Below are 19,191 nucleotides of genomic sequence, written 5' to 3'. Positions count from 1 at the left end.
ACTTATAAATGAAGTATATTGAAATATTTAAAATTCGATTTCACGTTCATCACTGATTTTTTTTAGATCAACATAATCCATCCTTTCTTTGTGGAACCTTTGTCGCCTTTGTGCAATAGCTTATACGGCAATATTATACCCGAAATCTTAAATTGAACTTTATTTATTTTGAGTTTTCCTTTACAAACTCCAAAGCCCTTTTCTCATTATAATATACGCCACCACGCTGTATAAATCCGACGTGTCCTCCATGTTTTGGCATTTCCAAATAGAGATTGGGATTGTTTTTGGCGGCTTTCACCGGAAAACATTCCGGCGTTAAAAACGAGTCGTTGAGCGCGTTTATAATTAAAGAAGGTACTTTTATATTAGGCAAAAACTGGAGACAACTGCTTTTCTCATAATAGTCCAAAGCATTTTTGAATCCGTGGGCTCTTGAAGTGTACACTTCGTCAAAATCATTGAGTGTTTTTATAGAATTTACTTCCTCCTCTGATATTTGCTCTGGAAATTGACTTTGCTTTAATCGTAAGTTATGGACCAATTTTCTTTTAAATCGGTCGTGAAAAGGTTTGTTTATAAAATGATGCAAACGTTTAGCGGCGTGTTGCAAACTGCAAGGCACCGAAATTCCAACACAGACTTTTACTTGAATTGGCACTTCATCACGCTCTCCTAAGTATTTCAAAGCTAAATTTCCACCCAAACTGATCCCATAAATATAGATTTCGGCATAATTTCTTTCTTTAATGGCGTGCATGACAATGGCATGCAAATCGTCCGTTGCTCCAGAATGGTAGGCATAATATTTCCGATTAGGTTCGCCACTACATCCTCTAAAATTAACACTTATGGCGTCCACACCATTTTGATTGAATAATTTTGCGGTTCCTGTGAGATAAGGTCGCTGGGCGTGACCTTCCAATCCGCTTAATAATATAATGACCTTATCGGATTTTTTCTGGGCATAGCTCCAATCCAAATCGATGAAATCGCCATCTGCCAACTCCAAGCGTTCGCGCTTTTGTTCTAAATCAACTTTTCTGAACAATCCGGAATATACGGTGGCGACAAAACTTTTACGAAAAAAATAGGGTGCTTTAAATGTGGAATCGAGGATGGGCATGTTTTAGTTGTGTGTTGTTGATTTGGTTTCTTATAAATAGCTATTACGCAAAGTTTCACAAAGGAGGCACGAAGTTACACAAAGAGTTTTTAATCAATTTCTCCTTCGTGCCTTTTGTGACTTCTTGGTGTCTTTTGTGAAATAATTACAAATTATAAGTTTTAAGTGTTAATGTATGGTCGAAATAACGCTCTGCGTCATTTACGTGAGATCTCATAAGAATTATGCAATTTATAATTAAGAAGCTATTACGCAAAGTTTCACAAAGGAGACACGAAGTTACACAAAGAGTTTTTAATCAATTTCTCCTTCGTGCCTTTTATGACTTCGTGGTGTCTTTTGTGAAATAATTACAAATTATAAGTTTTAAGTGTTAATGTATGGTCGAAATAACGCTCTGCGTCATTCACGTGAGATCTCATCAGAATTATGCAATTTATAATTAAGAAGCTATTTGCAAAGTTTCACAAAGGAGACACGAAGTTATGCAAAGAGTTTTTAATCAATTTCTCCTTCGTGCCTTTTGTGACTTCTTGGTGTCTTTTGTGAAATAATTACAAATTATAAGTTTTAAGTGTTAATGTATGGTCGAAATAACGCTCTGCGTCATTCACGTGAGATCTCATCGGAATTATGCAATTTATAATTAAGAAGATATTGCACTGATTTACAGGGAGAAGACACAGAGATACGCTGAGTTTTCAATCAATTTCCAGGGTGGTGAACTTGAAGTCTTTCCCGTTAAAAAGACCTTTATCACTTAGTTTTAATGCTGGAATGACTAAAAGTGCCATAAATGATAAGGTCATATAAGGTGCTTTTAAAGTACTGCCCAGTTCCTTGGCTATCTGATCAAGCGCAGCATACTGCTTTCCTACGGTTACACCATCTTGATCGCTCATAATTCCGGCAACTGGTAATGGCAAGATGTGTTCCTCAGAATCTGAAACCGCGCAAATTCCGCCTTTATTTTCGATAAGCAAATTCACCGCTTTACAAATAGCCTCGTCAGAAGCACCAACAGCAATTATATTGTGAGAGTCGTGACCAACAGAGCTAGCAATCGCTCCTGTTTTCAATCCGAAATTTTTAATAAACGCAACAGCCGGCGGTTGATCTTGATAGCGATTGACCACGGTCATTTTCAAAACATCCTTTTCAACATTAGAAATCAAATTACCGTTTTTACTCAAACTGGCCGTTATAATTTCATTGGTCACCAATTGGCCTTCCATGGCTACAATCACCCGGATGTTCTTATAAGTAGATTCAAACTTAAAATCACTTAGCTTCTTTTTAGATGTGTTGAAATTATTTAGATTTTTAAAAGAAATTCTCTCAATCAAAGAGATACCGCCATCAAAAACCAATTGGCCATCACTATAGGTTTGCAAGGTTTTGAATGTTTTTAAATCCTCAACTACAATGAAGTCAGCGGCATCTCCAACGTTTAATGTGCCAACTTCCAAACCATAATGTTTTACGGGATTGATGCACGCCACTTGTAACACCTTAAAGATGTCCATACCTTTTGCAACCGCTCTCGCACAGAGGTGATTTATATGATGTAATAGCAAATCGTCAGGATGTTTATCGTCACTGCAGAACATCATATTTTCATAATGCTCCGGTAATAAATCAATCAAGGCTTCAAAGTTTTTGGCAGCACTACCCTCTCTGATCAAGATTTTCATGCCTTTTTGAAGCTTTTCAAGCCCTTCTTCATAAGAAAAGCACTCGTGATCAGTTGTAATGCCTGCATTGATGTATTTAGTAATGTCGTCTCCTAAAACTCCTGGTGCGTGTCCATCCACAGGTTTGTTAAAATGTTTCGCCCATTCGATTTTCTTCAAAACTTCAGGATCATCAAACAATACACCGGGATAATTCATCATTTCCGCTAAGTATTTTATATCTGGATTTTCAAGAAGTTTTTTAATCCCTTCAGAATCAATTATGGCCCCAGCCGATTCAAATGAGGTCGCTGGAACACATGACGGTGCGCCAAAATTAAATTTAAACGGTACTTTTTTTCCGTTTTCAATCATAAATTCGACACCTTCAACGCCAAGCACATTCGCTATTTCATGCGGATCTGAAACGGTTGCCACAGTACCATGTTTCACAGCTAAACGCGCAAATTCACTGGGCACCAACATGGAACTTTCAATATGAATATGTGCATCTATAAAACCCGGAAGGATATAGTGATCAACGTCATGTTCAAGCTCTACAATACTAACTATCTTTTTATTCTGTACTGTGATTTCGCCCTTAAAAATGCGTCGATTTTCAATATCAACAATTTGCCCTTGTAGTTTCATTTAATATACTTCTATTTTTAAAATATTTGTGGTGTTTTCATTCACTATAAACCGTTCATCAGCCCGACGCCCTATCACCCAGACCACTTTTTCATCTGAATAGAGAATCCATACGTTCTCTTTATCAAACAAAGAAAGTTTTTCGTCTTTAAAATATTTACTTAACTTCTTCTTTCCCTGCATTCCTTTAGGATAGAAAAATTCGCCATGACGCCATTTCCTCACTTTCAAAGGATACTGAATGGCGTCGGCATCAACAAAAATGATGTCTTTTGAAGCGTCAGACGTTTTCTCAACTAATTCAAAAATCAGATTTCCAAAAGGTGTTTTTATTTTCTTGTCGTATTTTAAAATGGAGATGATCTCCTCTTCTTCGCCTTGCCCTATTTCGCTCAACAACAAGAAATTCCGATCCTTTAGCAACCGATGGGTGGAAGAAAAGACTTGTTTTCCTGATTGTGCATCGAGCAAATTGACCACGTCATTCCAAGCTGTAAAGTTATAGCCTTTTAAAAGTTGATAGAGATACGCTTTGGGATTAGACCGTTTTTTTAGCTTCTTAATATTGAGTTTAATAACATTATCCTCTAGTTTGGCAATTTTTTTCTGCATCCTTACCACCGCATCATCAATCAAATTTTGACTGTCCTGCAAATTCGAAATCGTGGTTTGAAAATTTTGTAGCAATTGTGGGTTCACCTCTTTTAATGTCGGAATCACATCGTGCCGTAATTTGTTTCTCACGTATTTTGTGGATGCATTCGTAGCATCCTCTCGCCACTCAATTTGTTCCTTTTTCGCATAAGTTTCCAATGCTTCTCTTGAAAATGGCAACAATGGTCGCACAATTTTATCAGATACTTCAGGAATCCCGGTTAACCCATCCAATCCAGTACCCCGGGTCAGGTTGATCAAAAATGTTTCGAGATTATCATCGGCGTGGTGTGCCGTTAGGATATAGTCAAAGTCCAATTGCTCTGCCAACTCAAAAAACCAAGTATAACGGAGTTCCCGAGCTGCCATTTGAATGGAAATATGATGTTCTTTAGCATAAGTCTCCGTATCGAAACTTTCAATATAAACATCCATGTCCAAATCATCCGCCAACTCCAATACAAAGTCCTCATCAGCATCACTCTCAGCTGCCCTCAAATTAAAGTTGCAATGTGCCAAGGAGATCTTTAATTTTAATTGATGACATAAATGCGTTAAAACAACACTATCCAAGCCTCCAGAAATGGCCAAGAGCAGTCGGCTGCCGTGGAGCATGCCTAAATGCGTGTCAAGATGTTTCTGAAAAGTCTGTAACATTATTTTGAGTTTTATGGTATCTGTCGATTTTTATTGCGCATTCTTATTTTGATCGTCAACCTGAAAAATTAATTGTATTAATATAGCTAATTTTCAAGCACTTGCTTCATTGCCTTCGCCTTGATCAAACATTCCTCATATTCCTTTTGGGGATCACTTTTTGCAGTAATCGCACCACCTACCGAATAAGAAACATAGTGATTTTCTGCATTATACAAGATACTTCTAATAACGACGTTAAAATCAAAATCGCCCGTCGGACTAAAATAACCGATGGCACCAGAATAAAGTCCGCGTTTGGTTTCCTCAAGATCTTCAATAATTTTCATTGCTGAAATCTTAGGCGCTCCTGTCATACTTCCCATAGGAAAAGTTGTCCTTAATATAGTAACTGGAGAGGTTTCCTTCTCAACAACTGATGTGATGGTCGAAACTAATTGATGTACCTGTTCAAAGGAATATACTTCACATAATTCCTCCACCTTGACACTACCTTTAATAGCGGTTTGTGAAAGATCATTTCGCACCAAATCTACAATCATGATGTTTTCACTACGTTCCTTTTGATTGTTTTTGAGCTCCTCTTTTAGTTGTTCGTCCACTCCAGGATCTGACGAACGTTGAGCAGTTCCTTTAATAGGTTGCGAAATCACAACAGTGCCGTCCTTTTTCAAATAGCGTTCAGGAGATGCCGACAAAGCGTAATACTGCTGATTTTTAAAAAAAGTCGTAAAAGGCGCTTTTGAGATGCTGTTCAGTTTTTGGTAGGTTTCCAATGGATCAATTGGCGTGTTTTCAGCATAAAACTCCTGACAGAAATTAGCTTCATAAATATCGCCTCTTTGAATGTGCGATAGCATCTTATTGACCTTTTCAAAATAGTGATCCTTGGTCAATCGTAATTTTATATTAATTTTTTCTGAAACATGGTCAACCTTATTGTTCGTCCATTGCTCTATTTCTTTAAGATCAGATTCAAATTCGTCATCCACCATTTTCAAATAGTGCATTTCAAGAACATCGCCTTTAATCAAAAAAATTTTCTTTGGTTGAAAAAAGAATAATTCTGGAAAGTTTAATCCATCAAAGTTATTGGAGTTTAGATCTTCAAGATCATTTTTTAAATCGTAAGTCAAATAGCCAAAAACCCAATCCTTGGTCACGCTTTGATACTCGTGTAGTTTATCAAATGCCTGATAGCTATCGGTAGTGATACTCGTAAACGCATCAACTGCCAAAACCGCGTCATAGCTACCATATTTTCGAGAATATTTATTGGAGTCCAACCAAACAACTTCATAAAATTGTTGGCTCCACTGCAAAAGCTGGGTCTTAAAATCAGGGGATAGAATGGTATAGGTGTGCTGTGTTCTCAAGGCTCAATTTTCCGAGGTAAAGTTAATGAGATTCTACAAACTAATTAAGAACTTTGTACTTTAGTTAAAAATATCAAAACCATGTTTACCTTAAAGAATTCGCTTCTGGAAATTGCCATCCACCCTGTAGGCGCAGAATTACAAAAAATTTCAGCTGTGAAAAATGGCTTAGAATTTATGTGGGATGGCAATCCTGAAATATGGAATGGCCATGCCCCCAATTTATTTCCCATTGTAGGCGAATTGAAGGACGGCAAGTTTACTTATCAAAACAAAGCCTATCACTTATCGAGACACGGGTTTACAAGACGTAGCAACGCTTTTGAATTAGCTGAACAAAGCGAAAACCTCTTAAATTTTAAATTGACATATTCTGAAACAACGCTACTGAATTACCCGTTTAAATTTGAATTTCTGGTGGGCTATTCATTGGTAGAAAATAAAATTAAAATCACCTATACCGTTAAAAACAGAGATGACAAAACCATTTATTTTTCTGTAGGTGGACATCCAGCATTCAAGTGCCCTTTATATCCTGGGGAATCTTATAATGATTACAGTTTGCAATTTGAACATCCTGAAACCTCACATACCCATCTACTAAACGTAAGTACAGGACTTTTCACTTCAGAAACCGAGGCTGTATTCAAAACTCCTGATACAATTCCGCTACACGCGCATTTGTTTGATAAAGATGCGCTTGTTTTTAAAGATTTGAAATCGAAGAACGTCGCGTTGATCAGCAAAAACCATGGTGAAATTTTAAATTTTGAATTCGAGGATTTCCCTTTTTTAGGAATATGGGCAAAACCGAAAGCCAACTTTGTCTGTATTGAACCATGGCAAGGCTTAGCTGATTCTGAGGACAGCAATTACATATTGAAAGACAAAGAAGGCATTGTGGCTTTAGAAAAGAACAACACTTATATCGCTTCCTACACCATCGAAATACACGAAGGGCATTTAGTGTAAGTTGATTATTAGTTTTAACTTTGGCCAGAATAAAGATAGAGTTATCGGTTATCCGTTATCGGTTATCCGTTGTCGGTTATCGGTTGGCGGTTGGCGGTGGTTGGTTGAAATAAAATTTTACACCCTATCAAATTAAAAGTTATCACCCATCAATAGTTTAACATAAAAAAACATCACACATCTTGAGCTTTAAAAACCTAAATTTAAACACCCCGTTATACAACGCCTTAGACGACTTAGGTTTTACCACACCTACTCCTATTCAGGAACAAGCATTTAATGTTGTGGCCTCTGGCAAGGATGTGGTGGGTATTGCACAAACTGGTACAGGTAAAACTTACGCCTATATGCTGCCCATACTTAAGAACTTACCTTTTTCTAAACAAGATAATCCGCGAGTGATGGTTTTAGTGCCCACACGCGAACTGGTTGTTCAAGTGGTTGAGGATATTGAAAAGCTGACCAAATATATTAACGTGAGAGTGCTCGGTATTTATGGTGGCGTCAACATCAACACTCAAAGACAGGCCGTTGCACAAGGCTTGGATATTATTGTGGCCACCCCTGGACGCTTATTTGATTTGGCGGTGAGCCATGTCTTACCATTGAAATCCATTCAAAAGATGGTGATTGACGAGGTGGATGTTATGCTCGACTTGGGATTTAGGTATCAACTCTTAAATATTTTCGATATTCTACCAGAACGTCGTCAGAATATCATGTTTTCTGCGACGATGACTGATGATGTGGATGAATTGATTACTGACTTTTTTACCAATCCAGAAAAAATTACCGTTGCTGTCTCAGGGACACCACTGGAAAATATCGTTCAAGCGCGTTATAATGTGCCCAACTTTTATACTAAAGTAAATCTCTTGGAGCATTTGCTCAAGGATAAAGAAGCTTTCAATAAAGTGTTGATTTTTGTGGCCTATAAGAAAATGGCGGATTTATTATTTGACAAGATCGAAGCACTTTTTCCTAATGAAAGCTCCGTCATCCATTCCAACAAAACACAAAATTATCGATTGCGGAGTATTGAGCAATTCCGAGAAGGTGAGAATCGCATCTTAATAGCTACCGATGTGATGGCTCGTGGACTCGATATTGACCATATCAGTCATGTTATCAATTTTGACACCCCACACTTCCCGGAAAACTATATGCATCGTATTGGAAGGACTGGTCGCGCGGAGCGAAAAGGTCATGCCTTAATATTTTCTACCGAGGCTGAACAAGAATGGGTAACAGCGATTGAAGGTTTGATGCAAATGGAAATACCGCTAAATGAGATTCCCGATGCAGTTTCACTTTCAACAGAACTCATTGAGGAAGAACGTCCACAAAATAAGGAGCGTTACAACCCTATAAAAAGACGTGATGAAGATCTTCCAGGACCTGCCTTTCATGAAAAAAAGGATAAAAATAAGAAGGTAAATCAGGGAGGCTCATACAAAAGAGACATCGCGAAGAAGTATAAAAAACCTAAAACAAGAGGCGATAAAAACTACAATAAAAGAAATAAGAGAAAATAGTTTTATACAATTATGAGATCAATAACAATATTTATTATTACTACAGTTCTACTTTTCAACACCAATAGTTTCGCCAACAAAAAATGGGGTGCTACTGGACATCGTGTTGTAGGAGCCATAGCCGATCAATACACGAGCAATAAAACAAAGCGTCATCTCAAAAAACTATTAAATCACCAATCCTTAGCCTTCGTATCTACCTTTGCCGATGAAATTAAGGCCGATCCGCGTTACAACGAATTTGACTCTTGGCATTATGTGAATATGTCCCTTGATGAGGATTATGAGTCGTCCAAAAAAAATCCAAAAGGCGATTTGGTCACTGGTATTGCCTATTGTAAAAAAGTCATTAAGGACGATAAAGCCTCCGATGCTGATAAAGCTTTTTATTTGAAAATGTTGATTCATTTGATTGGCGATTTACACCAACCATTACATATTGGGCGGGAAGAAGACCGTGGCGGCAACGATATTAAAGTAAAATGGCAATTTAAAGACACTAACCTTCATAGAGTTTGGGACAGTCAAATGATTGAGTCCTACAATATGAGTTATAGTGAATTGGCCGCAAATGCTGAATTTATATCAAAAAAGCAAATCAAGTTTCTTCAACAAGGATCTATTGTTGATTGGGTGAATTCCACACAACACTTAACGAAAACCATCTACAACTCCGTCGAGGAAGGAGAAAATTTACGTTACGCCTATTCCTATGAATATTTGGACATAGCAAGAACCCAATTGCAGATTGCGGGGATTAGATTAGCGAAGGTTTTAAACGATTTATTCTAAAAGTTGTAGACATTCTCCAGACTAAAATCCTATTAATCTATAGAACATTCGAGTAAAATTTTTGCGGTAGAATACTATTAAATTTAATATAAGTTGGGATTTTGACACAACCATTTCAATTTTTTACATCTAATAGAAAACGGACTATATATTATGAAAAAAAATATTCTAATTATTTCTCTATATATCCTAATTTTCAGTTGCAACACCGATGATGATAATTCTTCTGTTGATCAGAACTGCAGTCTCATCTCTGAAATTGTTTCCGAAGGTGAATTTAATTCCATCATTACTTCAAATTATGTGATAACTGAAATTGAATTAATTAGTGATTGTTTGGAAATAACATATAGTTCCAGTGGCTGCGGAACAGAATTGTGGGAAGAGAATTTATATAGTGTAGATGCCTTTTACGCTGTTTTTCCATTACAACGATCTGTCAAAATGGAATTAATAAATGAAGAGCTATGTGATGCTATATTTCAAAAATCAATTTCTTTTGACCTTACTCCATTCCAAATAAAAACTCAAAGTGAGGTACCATTAAATATTGATGGTTGGAACCAACAAATCATTTATAGATATTAGGACAATTGGTATTCTCTCGCCCTAACTTTTTGACTTGAACCTTAATTGGCCACATTTAAAAAATCAGTGTACAAAAAAAGCCTCCAAATTGCTTTGAAGGCTTAAATTTTGGGTGGAAGACCGGGCTCGAACCGGCGACCCTCGGTACCACAAACCGATGCTCTAACCAACTGAGCTACAACCACCGTATTGCACTTTTTATAGGAACATCTTAACGATGCTCCCCGCCCGAACGTGCCGTTCGGTACGGGCGGGTAACCAACTAAGCTACGACCACCATGTAACCGCATTCTTAAATGCGACTGCAAATGTAATTTATTTACTAATGTTTACAAAGTCTTTTGATGAAAATATTATATTAAATCGAATAAACTTTTAACTGCAGCATACCGCTCTACCGTAAAACCTTCGGCGTGCTCTGTTCCTATCAGTCGCCCTAAATCTCTCGCTCTATAATCAATACTATCTGTAAAGTTTTTACTGCTGATGGGTGTTTGGGGTGCTTTGCTTTCAGGATCAAAGAATTGCGTTTTATAAGCTGCAACTGCTTGCATTTTTTTATCCATAAATCCCGACACATCAACCACAATATCCGGCTCAATATTTTTCCATTGAATATAATGGTACACATATTTTGGTCGCCAATGTTGTTGTACTTTTCCATTCAATTCGGTTTCAATTTTCATCAATCCGCTTAAAAAGCAGGCATCTCTCGCCAATTGGCTGCCCTTGGCATGGTCAATATGCCGATCATTGATGGCATTGCATAAGACCATTTCTGGTTGATATTTTCTGATCATTCGGATCAGTTCCAATTGATGCGCTTTATCATTAATAAAAAAACCATCCGCAAAACCCATATTCTCTCTCACCACAACACCTAATATTTTTGCGCCTTCTGCGGCTTCCGATTTTCTAGTTTCAGCGGTGCCCCGAGTGCCAAGTTCGCCGCGCGTAAGATCTATAATCCCCACTTTTTTACCGTTGTGGACTTCTTTTGCAATGGTGGCACCACAGCCTAACTCTACGTCATCTGGGTGAGAACCGATCGCCAAAATGTCTAATTTCATCTGTTTATAGTTTTATTTTCTAATTAAAGGTTACAACTAACTGCTATTTGGCTTCCAATTGCTGTCTAATTTTAACCACGAATGTCACGAATTAACCCCATTTCATACATGAATCATAACTTGACAATTCTTATGTTTTAAATTTCTGAAATGAAACAGAGGTCCAGTCTGTTTTCAAACACTACTGACTTCAATTCCATCATTAAAGTTTAATTTTTAATCCAATCGTTTTGTTCCTTTTCGGTCAAAAATGACCAAGCCACTACCCTACTTACTTTATTACCTTGAATCATATCCAAAACCTGGAACTCAGTTGCTCCCAATTTTTTCAATGAGGCCTCCATTGATCGGACATGGCTGACATTTGATACCAAACTTGTAAACCAGTAGCACTGTTTAGGGAATTGGGAACTTTCATACAAATAATTGTGCAAAAACGCTTTCTCTCCACCGGCGTAACACAACTCTTTTGGTGTCCCACTAAAGTTTCTAACTACTTTATCGACGTTCTTACCCAATCCTTTCAATTTTGTTTTGGTGGCATCAAGAGCCTCCGCCTGACTTTTAAAAAATGGCGGATTGCAAATAGAAGCAGTAAACTTATCCGATGGTTTAAGGATCCCCTTTAAAATGTGCTGATAATCTTTTTGATGACGCAATGTAATGGCATCTCCAAAATTGTTTTTGTCGATAATTTTTTGGGCAAATTGCAGGGACTTTTCATCAATATCTGTACCTACAAATTGCCAACTAAAGAGTGCATTGCCCAATAAAGGGTAGATACAACTGGCGCCCACACCAATATCCAAAACTTTGACATCCGTTTTTAAATGGCTTCGTCTCAATAAATCGGACAGATGGTGCATATAATCCGCGCGACTTGGTATGGGTGGACATAGATTTTGGTCAGGAAAACCCCAAAACTGAATGTTGTAATATGTAAACAACAAGGCCGTATTTAAAGATTTTACCGCATCCGGGTTCGAGAAATCGATGGTTTTGGTTTGATAATCATTGACATAAACATAAGGTTTTAATGGCTCATGATTTTTTACAAGCAGGTCAAAATCGTAATTTTCAAGATGAAATGAGTTTTTATGCAAATTATTAAGGTTTTATTGCGACAGATCTTTTAATTTATTTTCTATTCTTTTATCTGGAATCAACCACAACAAGGCTACCAAAACAAAAATAGCTTCCCCAATTCTTACATCAACTAAAGTGCCAACAATGCCACAGACATATAAAATTGGAGACACCTTTCCTTTGATGTCTCTTCCTAATGCAGCTTTCAATATAGAGTCTTTTCCTTGATTTTTGATAATAGCATTTTGCAAAATAAAATAAGCAATAGCAGCACATAACAACACTATACCGTACAAAAATACCGAGGCCGTTGTAAAATCATTTTCACCCATCCAACCGGTTACAAAAGGAATCAGTGACAGCCAAAAAAGCAGATGGATGTTGGCCCACAGAATTGTTCCTGAAACCTCCTTTACCGTTTGCATCATGTGATGATGGTTATTCCAATAAATTGCGACATAAATAAAACTCAAAACATAGCTACCAAAAACGGGAAATACACCTTGTAAGTCCTTAAAATCACCGCCGTGTGGCACTTTAAGCTCCAGAACCATTATGGTAATGATAATTGCCAAAACGCCATCTGTGAATGCTTCTAATCTGCCTTTATTTATCATAAATTACGGTTTGTTTGCGGCATTAGTTCTCAAAACCTTAGTCTTACGCCTGTAGTTTTGCTTTTTTTACCGTCTCAATGGCTTGCTCAATATCTGCAATCAGATCTTTTTTAGATTCTATCCCCACCGAGAAGCGAATCAAATTATCACTCACACCTATTTTATCTCGCTCTTCCTGGGTCAGTAAAGCATGAGAGGTTTTATGAGGCGATAGCATTGTACTTTCAACACCTGCCAAACTCATTGACGGTTTGATCAATTTCAATTCCTTTTGGAATGCCATGGCATCCAATCCATCAACCAGCTCAAAAGAAAGCATGCCTCCAAATCCTTTCATTTGCGATTTTGCCAAAGCGTACTGAGGATGGGTTTTGAGCCCAGGATAATACACCTGTTTGACGTCCTCATGAGCTGATAAAAATTGAGCCAATTTTTGGGCATTTTTATTTTGGGCCTTGACGCGTAAAGCCAAAGTCTTCATACTGCGCTCCAGCATCCAAACGGTCATATCACTCAAACTACCACCTAAATTCTTGGCTACATTAAAAATGGCCTCCATATGAGTTCTACTGCACGCAACCGCACCTGCCAATATATCAGAATGGCCTCCCAAATATTTTGTAGCGGAATGCATGATAATGTCAATTCCAAAATCGATTGGTGTTTGATTGACAGGACTTGCAAAGGTATTATCAATTGTGGTGATAATGTTTTTCGATTTTGCCAAATCAGCAACCCCCTTAATATCCGTGATGGTCAACAAGGGATTGGATGGGGTTTCTATATGAATTAGCTTTGTATTCGGTTGGATGGCCGCATCAAAATCGGCAACCTCGTATCCATCCGTAAACGTAAATTCGATACCGTATTTAGGAAACTCTTCCCTAATAAAATTGCTGGTGCCACCATATAAGGTATTTTGGACCACAATATGATCGCCTTGTTTTAAAAATGCCAAAAACACTGTGCTAATGGCTGCCATTCCGCTTCCAAAAATCATTCCTGCTTCGGCATGCTCCAAGGCTGCTATCTTTTTGGACAAATGTTCTTGGTTTGGTGTGTTAAAATACCGTGGATAACGTTTCACATCAACATCGTCAAATTGATATGATGTAGACATATAAATAGGCGATACCGCTCCTTTAAACTGTTCATCCTTGATTTCGCCAACGTGCGTGCAAATGGTGTTTAATCCGTATTTTGATTTTGACATGGGTTCTAAAATTTAATAAGCTTTAAAATTACGAATATTTGATTATACATCGATGAAATATCAAAGTGCTTTTTATAACGGTAAAATCAAGAAACATGGTGCCGAAATGAACAGGACAGATAAAAAGATGAAGAAAAAAGGAATAAAAATTATATTTTCCATAGTGGAAAGCTTCGCGCCATAAGCCCGGTGCTGAGCATAGAGGTTTTAAAAATTTGAATAAGAAAAACCATTACAAGATACATGTATAAATCTAATCTTCTAAAAAAATATCTAAACTTAAAAACTGTATTTTAGGCATTGTAACTCATTTAACTTATATTCGTAACGCTATTAATAAATTACTCTCCAAATGCTTAAAGCCGTATTATTTGATATGGACGGTGTTATTGTGAACACTGAGCCATTGCATCAAAAATCTTATGCCCTCATGTTTGACGATGTCAATATAGAGGTCCCAGATGATCTTTATTCTACTTTTACAGGACAGTCCACACGTGCGATTTGTGACATGTTGATCAAACATTTTAATTTGCCATTGGGTACTGAAACCTTACAGGAAATTAAACGTTATCACTTCAAGAATTTATTTGAAAACGACGACGAATTAGATCTTCTACCTGGAGTTTTAGACCTGATTAAAGATTATTACAACAATGGATTGACCTTGGTACTTGCGTCTTCTGCAACCATGGAAAACATCAATAATATTTTCAAGCGTTTCAATTTAAACCAATATTTCGTGGCCAAATTGAGTGGCGCCGATTTAAAAGCGTCCAAGCCACATCCTGAAATCTTTGAAAATGCTGCTAAGGCGGCCGGATTTGACCGCGATCAATGTATGGTAATTGAAGATTCGACAAACGGAATCAAAGCAGCAAAAGATGCTGGTATTTTTTGCGTTGGCTATGATGGCTTAGAATCAAATGATCAAGATTTCTCACTTGCCGACATGGTCGTGAACGATTTTAAGGATATTGCGTATGAAACCATTTCCAAACATTTCAATTCTGTTCTTGCTGATAAGTAGCAATCCTGTTAGCTGATTTAAAACTATTACAAAGCGTTAAAATTTCAGACTGACATTGTCTTTTTTTCAATTAAGAAAACAATTAGGACATTACTTCTGCTTTTTTAGCAAGTCATTCTGCTCTTGGATCAACTCTGTCAACTGTGAAAGCAACTCAATGTCCTTTGGTGTTTTGATGGTTTTATCTTTGACATCATGAGCCTTGTTTTTAAGGCTATTCATGAATTTGACCACAAGAAAAACGGTCATCCCAATGATCATGAAATCCATAAACGCTTCAAAAAGGGCACCATAACCTATTGCCACTTCGTCCGAGACGAGCTCTCCAGCCGGATCCATCACTTTGTCCCTTAAAATAAAACGCTTGTCCTGAAAGTTTAAACCATCGGTCATTAAGGACAAAGGCGGCATTAATACTTTTTTCACCAAGACATCAATCACTTTATTGAACGACGCTCCAATAATGATACCGATGGCCATGTCCATCATATTACCTTTTACGGCAAATTCTTTAAATTGTTTAAAAAAGCCCATCTATTTATAGTTTTTGGTTTAAGATTAATGACAACAGCCACAAACAATGGTTTATGGCTGATATCTTAATAGAACAAATTAAGTTTTATTTTTTATAGTAAATAGCATATTTTCGATAAGCAAATATGGCCAATATGGTTACAATTGCAACGGTAATAGCAATAAACTTTAAGCTGACAATTTGATCACCACTGGCGTAGGCATGGAGTCCTGATAGGTAGAAATTCACTCCAAAATAGGTCATCATAATACTTGCAAAAGCAATTATCGACGCCAAGTTAAATCCAAAACGCCCACGTAGGCCCGGAACCAATCTCATGTGGATAACAAAAGCATAGACCATAATACTGATTAATGCCCATGTTTCTTTTGGATCCCATCCCCAGTAACGGCCCCAGCTTTCGTTGGCCCACATCCCACCTAAAAAGTTTCCGATGGTCAATAATACTAAACCAGTAGTCAGGGCCAATTCATTAATGATTGTAAGCTCTTTGATATTGAGCAACATCTTCTTTTTATTTTTTTCGTTGGTAAAGATCATCAAAATCAGAGAGACTGCTCCCAATATCATTCCTAAAGTAAAGGGTCCGTAGCTCATTACAATAACGGCCACGTGAATCATTAACCAATAGCTATCCAATACCGGTTCCAAGGTTGAAATGGCAGGATCCATCCAATTCCAATGAGCCACCATCAAAATAATAGCAGTCACAAAAGCCGTTGCGGCAATTGTAAGATCACTTTTTCGACCAAAAGCCAACCCGAAGAACATGGTTGCCCAAGCTACATAAATCATCGATTCGTAGGCATCACTCCAAGGCGCATGGCCCGACAGGTACCAGCGTACACCCAACCCTGCGGTATGAAGTACAAATAACCCTAAAAGAATAAATCCGAAGACTTTAATACTGACATTAACAAACTTATTCTTGCCGTTAAAAATTTGTACAATTAGCAAAATGAACATCAGTGTTCCTACGTACATATACCAACTAAACAGATTCTTAAAAATATCATATTTGTTATAGGCAATTTCGGTTTCTATCTTTTTATCAGATAGCATGACCTCACTGCCATATTTCTCCTGAGTTTTTTTAATCCCATTCAACACTGCATCTGCTCGTGAGAAATCGCCATCCTGTTTGGCTTGATTGAGCGTCAGTAAATAAGCGCTGAAACCATTGTTTATAAAATTCCCCAAAAGCGAATCGCTTATTTTTTCACGATAACCGCCATCTCTAAATTCCTTTGAAGATATCCACTTATTGTTATCATCTTCTGGAACCGGGAAAATTTTCATGGCACGTCCCTCTAATGCATTATGCAATAAGTTAACGCGTTGATCGGCCTCTTTAAACTCCTTTTGAGATCCATTAGGTATTGCCGCTCTGTAAGCACTTTCAAGGTAAGGCTCTAATTTGTAGATGCCCTCTTCCGTAAAGAAATCGATAAATGCCACATATTTCTGATCCATAGGCGCCCCTATAATCTTTCTGATAGTATCCGCTTTATTTGCAGCCAAATAAATAACGGGTACATTATACCAGAGCAACGGACTTTCCTGAATGGACAACATGACCTGATTGGCAGTAAACCCTTCATAAGTATCATGTTTGCTCAACTTACGTAGCATTTCGGAAGCATACGTATCCATTGGCATCATACGGCCACTATAATCCTGAACCACCATGTGTCCAAATTTATCGGCTTGTTCTTTTGGGGTAATATTAGCTCTAAGGACTGAATCTATTTGGGCTTTGGTTGGTCTGTCATTATGACGATGCCCATCATCAGGCGAATGAGATTGAGAAAACCCTAAGGCTGAACACCCAATTAATAAAATTGTGGCAAGTTTTCGTTTTTGACTTTTAACTTTTTCGAGCATGCGATTCAAATCAGCAAATCGTGTGTTTTTGTCAAACCAAATCGCCATAAGTCCAATATACAATAAGATATATCCAATATAAGTTACCCAAGTTCCCCAAAAATCATGGTTAACAGAAAGAATTGTTCCTTTTTCGTCGGGGTCAAAACTTGCTTGAAAAAAACGATAACCTCTGTGATCCAAAATATTATTCATATAGATATGATAATCAAAATCGCCCTGTTCTTCATCCAATACCGTCACCTTACTTTCATAAGACGAATAGCTCTTTTCGGTTCCTGGATATTTTTGAGCGATAAATTCGTTGAGTTTTACTTCAAATGGCAATTCCATCAATTTGGAACCATATTTAAGTGCAATGTCTAAATTTCCAAATTTAACCTGTTCAAAAGGATTGTTTTTAAACGGACCGCCCAATAAGTTGACTCGTTTGGTTTCGCCATCAACTGTAACTTTAAGCACAACGCCATCCTCATCCCCCGCCAGCATTTCAGATTTTTTGACCACATCAAAAACACCTTTTTCTATAGGTTTCGGAAACACCATAGACATATTTCCAATAAGGTATCGCGATCGTAAAACTAAGGGTTGCACACTGTCTTTTACAACAGTGCCCGTTTCCATGGTTGCCATGGTCATATAACTTCCTTCATAAGGCGACTCAATGGTCAAGCCATCAGGGGTGGAGGTGATATTAATAGCACCCGGGGTTGGTTTATCTAAAGCCACTAAAACGTTATGAAGATTAGAAACCTCGCCAACTTTCAGGAAATGATTGTGAGGTTGACCATCTCCAGCTTCAACTAATTTAAGGTACGACTCCCCCGATGGGTCTGGTAGAATATCTATTTCTGCACTTTTGATGTATTTTTCCAATTCAATAGTGATCGGCGTATTGTCATAATCAGTTTCTATGTGGAGTTTATTGTCTAATCGGTATGAAAAGTCGACTTCGCGTTCAATAATTTTACGTTGAGCCACGCCATTGACCATATAATCGCCATCAATATAAGCAGTAACATAGGTTTTTTGTGACAAAAATTGTTTTTCAGATGCACCTTCACGTATATGCATCATGCCTTCATAGCCAATATATCTGGTGATAAATGCACCAAAAATGATCAAAACGAAAGATAAATGTAAGGTCAGGGTCGCCCATTTCTCCTTACGCCAGAGTCTGTAGCGAGAGATATTACCAAAAAAATTGATCATAAAAATTCCCATAATGGCTTCAAACCACCAAGCGTTGTAAATTAAATGTCGCGTGTAAGGTGTTGGTGAAGTTTCCTGATTGGCATCTAAAAATGTCCCTATGGCCATAGCTAAGCCAAATACAACAAATAAAATGGCAGTTAAACGGGTGGAGAAAAGAATATTAGCGAGTCTTTTTTGCATGATAGAAGAACTAATTTTTGGGTGTTCAATTAAGCAGTGCAAATTTAGCCTTTTTTGTTGATGATTGAAGGCATATTGAATGTTAAATTTCAGATAACTATATTGTCCCAAATTTTTAAAAAAACTATTTGAAATTAGAACCTATAGCCTTTTAAACTATTACCTTAAATGCCAAGTGTTCGTCTTGGATAACCCAACAATCATTACCCCTTGCTGTTCTTCCAATGATTCATCGGAAAACAAAAAATGACCTAACATGGTCATTATAAAATGATTGTGTTTAGAAGATTTGAATCGTTATATAAAGCATTGAATACTTGCCCATTATAGATTAATG

15 protein-coding genes and 1 tRNA gene are annotated in these 19,191 nt (G+C 37.4%); 5 read left to right on the top strand and 11 right to left on the bottom strand.

What is annotated here, in order from left to right:
• Positions 1-163: 163 nt before the first annotated feature.
• The 4 genes from H3Z82_RS06945 to pabB form a co-directional block, all read right to left on the bottom strand.
• Positions 164-1,126 carry a YheT family hydrolase gene (locus H3Z82_RS06945; RefSeq protein WP_182204094.1) on the bottom strand — a complete coding sequence of 321 codons (963 nt, stop codon included), beginning with the start codon at positions 1,124-1,126 and terminating at the stop codon, positions 164-166.
• 701 nt (positions 1,127-1,827) lie between these two features.
• Complete coding sequence (gene ade, locus H3Z82_RS06940) at positions 1,828-3,450, bottom strand: adenine deaminase (RefSeq protein ID WP_182204092.1); 1,623 nt, start codon at positions 3,448-3,450, stop codon at positions 1,828-1,830.
• The gene (gene tilS / locus H3Z82_RS06935; protein ID WP_182204089.1) at positions 3,451-4,761 is read right to left on the bottom strand and encodes a tRNA lysidine(34) synthetase TilS; all 1,311 of its coding nucleotides are present in this window, start codon (positions 4,759-4,761) and stop codon (positions 3,451-3,453) included. It abuts the gene before it with no gap.
• 86 nt (positions 4,762-4,847) lie between these two features.
• On the bottom strand, positions 4,848-6,137 hold the full coding sequence (gene pabB / locus H3Z82_RS06930; protein ID WP_182204081.1) for an aminodeoxychorismate synthase component I: 1,290 nt from the start codon (positions 6,135-6,137) through the stop codon (positions 4,848-4,850).
• A gap of 81 nt (positions 6,138-6,218) precedes the next feature.
• Between pabB and H3Z82_RS06925 the strand changes: the two genes are divergently transcribed.
• The 4 genes from H3Z82_RS06925 to H3Z82_RS06910 all read left to right on the top strand — a co-directional run bounded on the left by H3Z82_RS06925 (position 6,219) and on the right by H3Z82_RS06910 (position 10,024).
• Complete coding sequence (locus H3Z82_RS06925) at positions 6,219-7,109, top strand: aldose 1-epimerase family protein (RefSeq protein WP_182204078.1); 891 nt, start codon at positions 6,219-6,221, stop codon at positions 7,107-7,109.
• 182 nt (positions 7,110-7,291) lie between these two features.
• On the top strand, positions 7,292-8,644 hold the full coding sequence (locus H3Z82_RS06920; RefSeq protein ID WP_182204075.1) for a DEAD/DEAH box helicase: 1,353 nt from the start codon (positions 7,292-7,294) through the stop codon (positions 8,642-8,644).
• A 12-nt stretch (positions 8,645-8,656) separates the two neighbouring features.
• Positions 8,657-9,436 carry a S1/P1 nuclease gene (locus H3Z82_RS06915; protein ID WP_182204072.1) on the top strand — a complete coding sequence of 260 codons (780 nt, stop codon included), beginning with the start codon at positions 8,657-8,659 and terminating at the stop codon, positions 9,434-9,436.
• Between the two features lie 153 nt (positions 9,437-9,589).
• Positions 9,590-10,024, top strand: coding sequence for a hypothetical protein (locus tag H3Z82_RS06910; RefSeq protein WP_182204069.1), 435 nt, complete (start codon positions 9,590-9,592; stop codon positions 10,022-10,024).
• 110 nt (positions 10,025-10,134) lie between these two features.
• On the opposite strand, the gene H3Z82_RS06905 is transcribed toward H3Z82_RS06910, so the two are convergent.
• From H3Z82_RS06905 to H3Z82_RS06885, 5 genes are all read right to left on the bottom strand, one after another.
• Positions 10,135-10,210 (bottom strand) — tRNA-His (locus tag H3Z82_RS06905).
• 167 nt (positions 10,211-10,377) lie between these two features.
• A complete protein-coding gene (gene bshB1 / locus H3Z82_RS06900; RefSeq protein ID WP_182204067.1) occupies positions 10,378-11,094 on the bottom strand; it encodes a bacillithiol biosynthesis deacetylase BshB1 in 717 nt (238 codons plus the stop codon).
• Positions 11,095-11,303: 209 nt separating this feature from the next.
• Entirely contained in the window at positions 11,304-12,197 is an 894-nt protein-coding gene (rlmF, locus tag H3Z82_RS06895) for a 23S rRNA (adenine(1618)-N(6))-methyltransferase RlmF (protein WP_182204065.1), read from the bottom strand.
• Between the two features lie 12 nt (positions 12,198-12,209).
• Complete coding sequence (locus tag H3Z82_RS06890) at positions 12,210-12,797, bottom strand: TMEM175 family protein (RefSeq protein WP_220459139.1); 588 nt, start codon at positions 12,795-12,797, stop codon at positions 12,210-12,212.
• Positions 12,798-12,840: 43 nt separating this feature from the next.
• Complete coding sequence (locus H3Z82_RS06885) at positions 12,841-14,010, bottom strand: trans-sulfuration enzyme family protein (RefSeq protein ID WP_182204063.1); 1,170 nt, start codon at positions 14,008-14,010, stop codon at positions 12,841-12,843.
• Positions 14,011-14,362: 352 nt separating this feature from the next.
• On the opposite strand from H3Z82_RS06885, the gene H3Z82_RS06880 reads away from it, so the two are divergent.
• A complete protein-coding gene (locus tag H3Z82_RS06880) occupies positions 14,363-15,040 on the top strand; it encodes an HAD family hydrolase (RefSeq protein ID WP_182204061.1) in 678 nt (225 codons plus the stop codon).
• Between the two features lie 90 nt (positions 15,041-15,130).
• On the opposite strand, the gene mscL is transcribed toward H3Z82_RS06880, so the two are convergent.
• Positions 15,131-15,574, bottom strand: coding sequence for a large conductance mechanosensitive channel protein MscL (gene mscL / locus H3Z82_RS06875; protein ID WP_182204059.1), 444 nt, complete (start codon positions 15,572-15,574; stop codon positions 15,131-15,133).
• Positions 15,575-15,659: 85 nt separating this feature from the next.
• Positions 15,660-18,854, bottom strand: coding sequence for a cytochrome c biogenesis protein (ccsA, locus tag H3Z82_RS06870; protein ID WP_182204056.1), 3,195 nt, complete (start codon positions 18,852-18,854; stop codon positions 15,660-15,662).
• Between the last annotated feature and the right edge of the window lie 337 nt (positions 18,855-19,191).

The sequence above is a fragment of the Gelidibacter maritimus genome (genome assembly GCF_014062315.1).
GTDB classification, from domain to species: Bacteria; Bacteroidota; Bacteroidia; order Flavobacteriales; family Flavobacteriaceae; genus Gelidibacter; species Gelidibacter maritimus.
The sequence above is the reverse complement of the archived record's forward strand: the minus strand, read 5'-3'. Positions and strand labels throughout refer to the sequence as shown.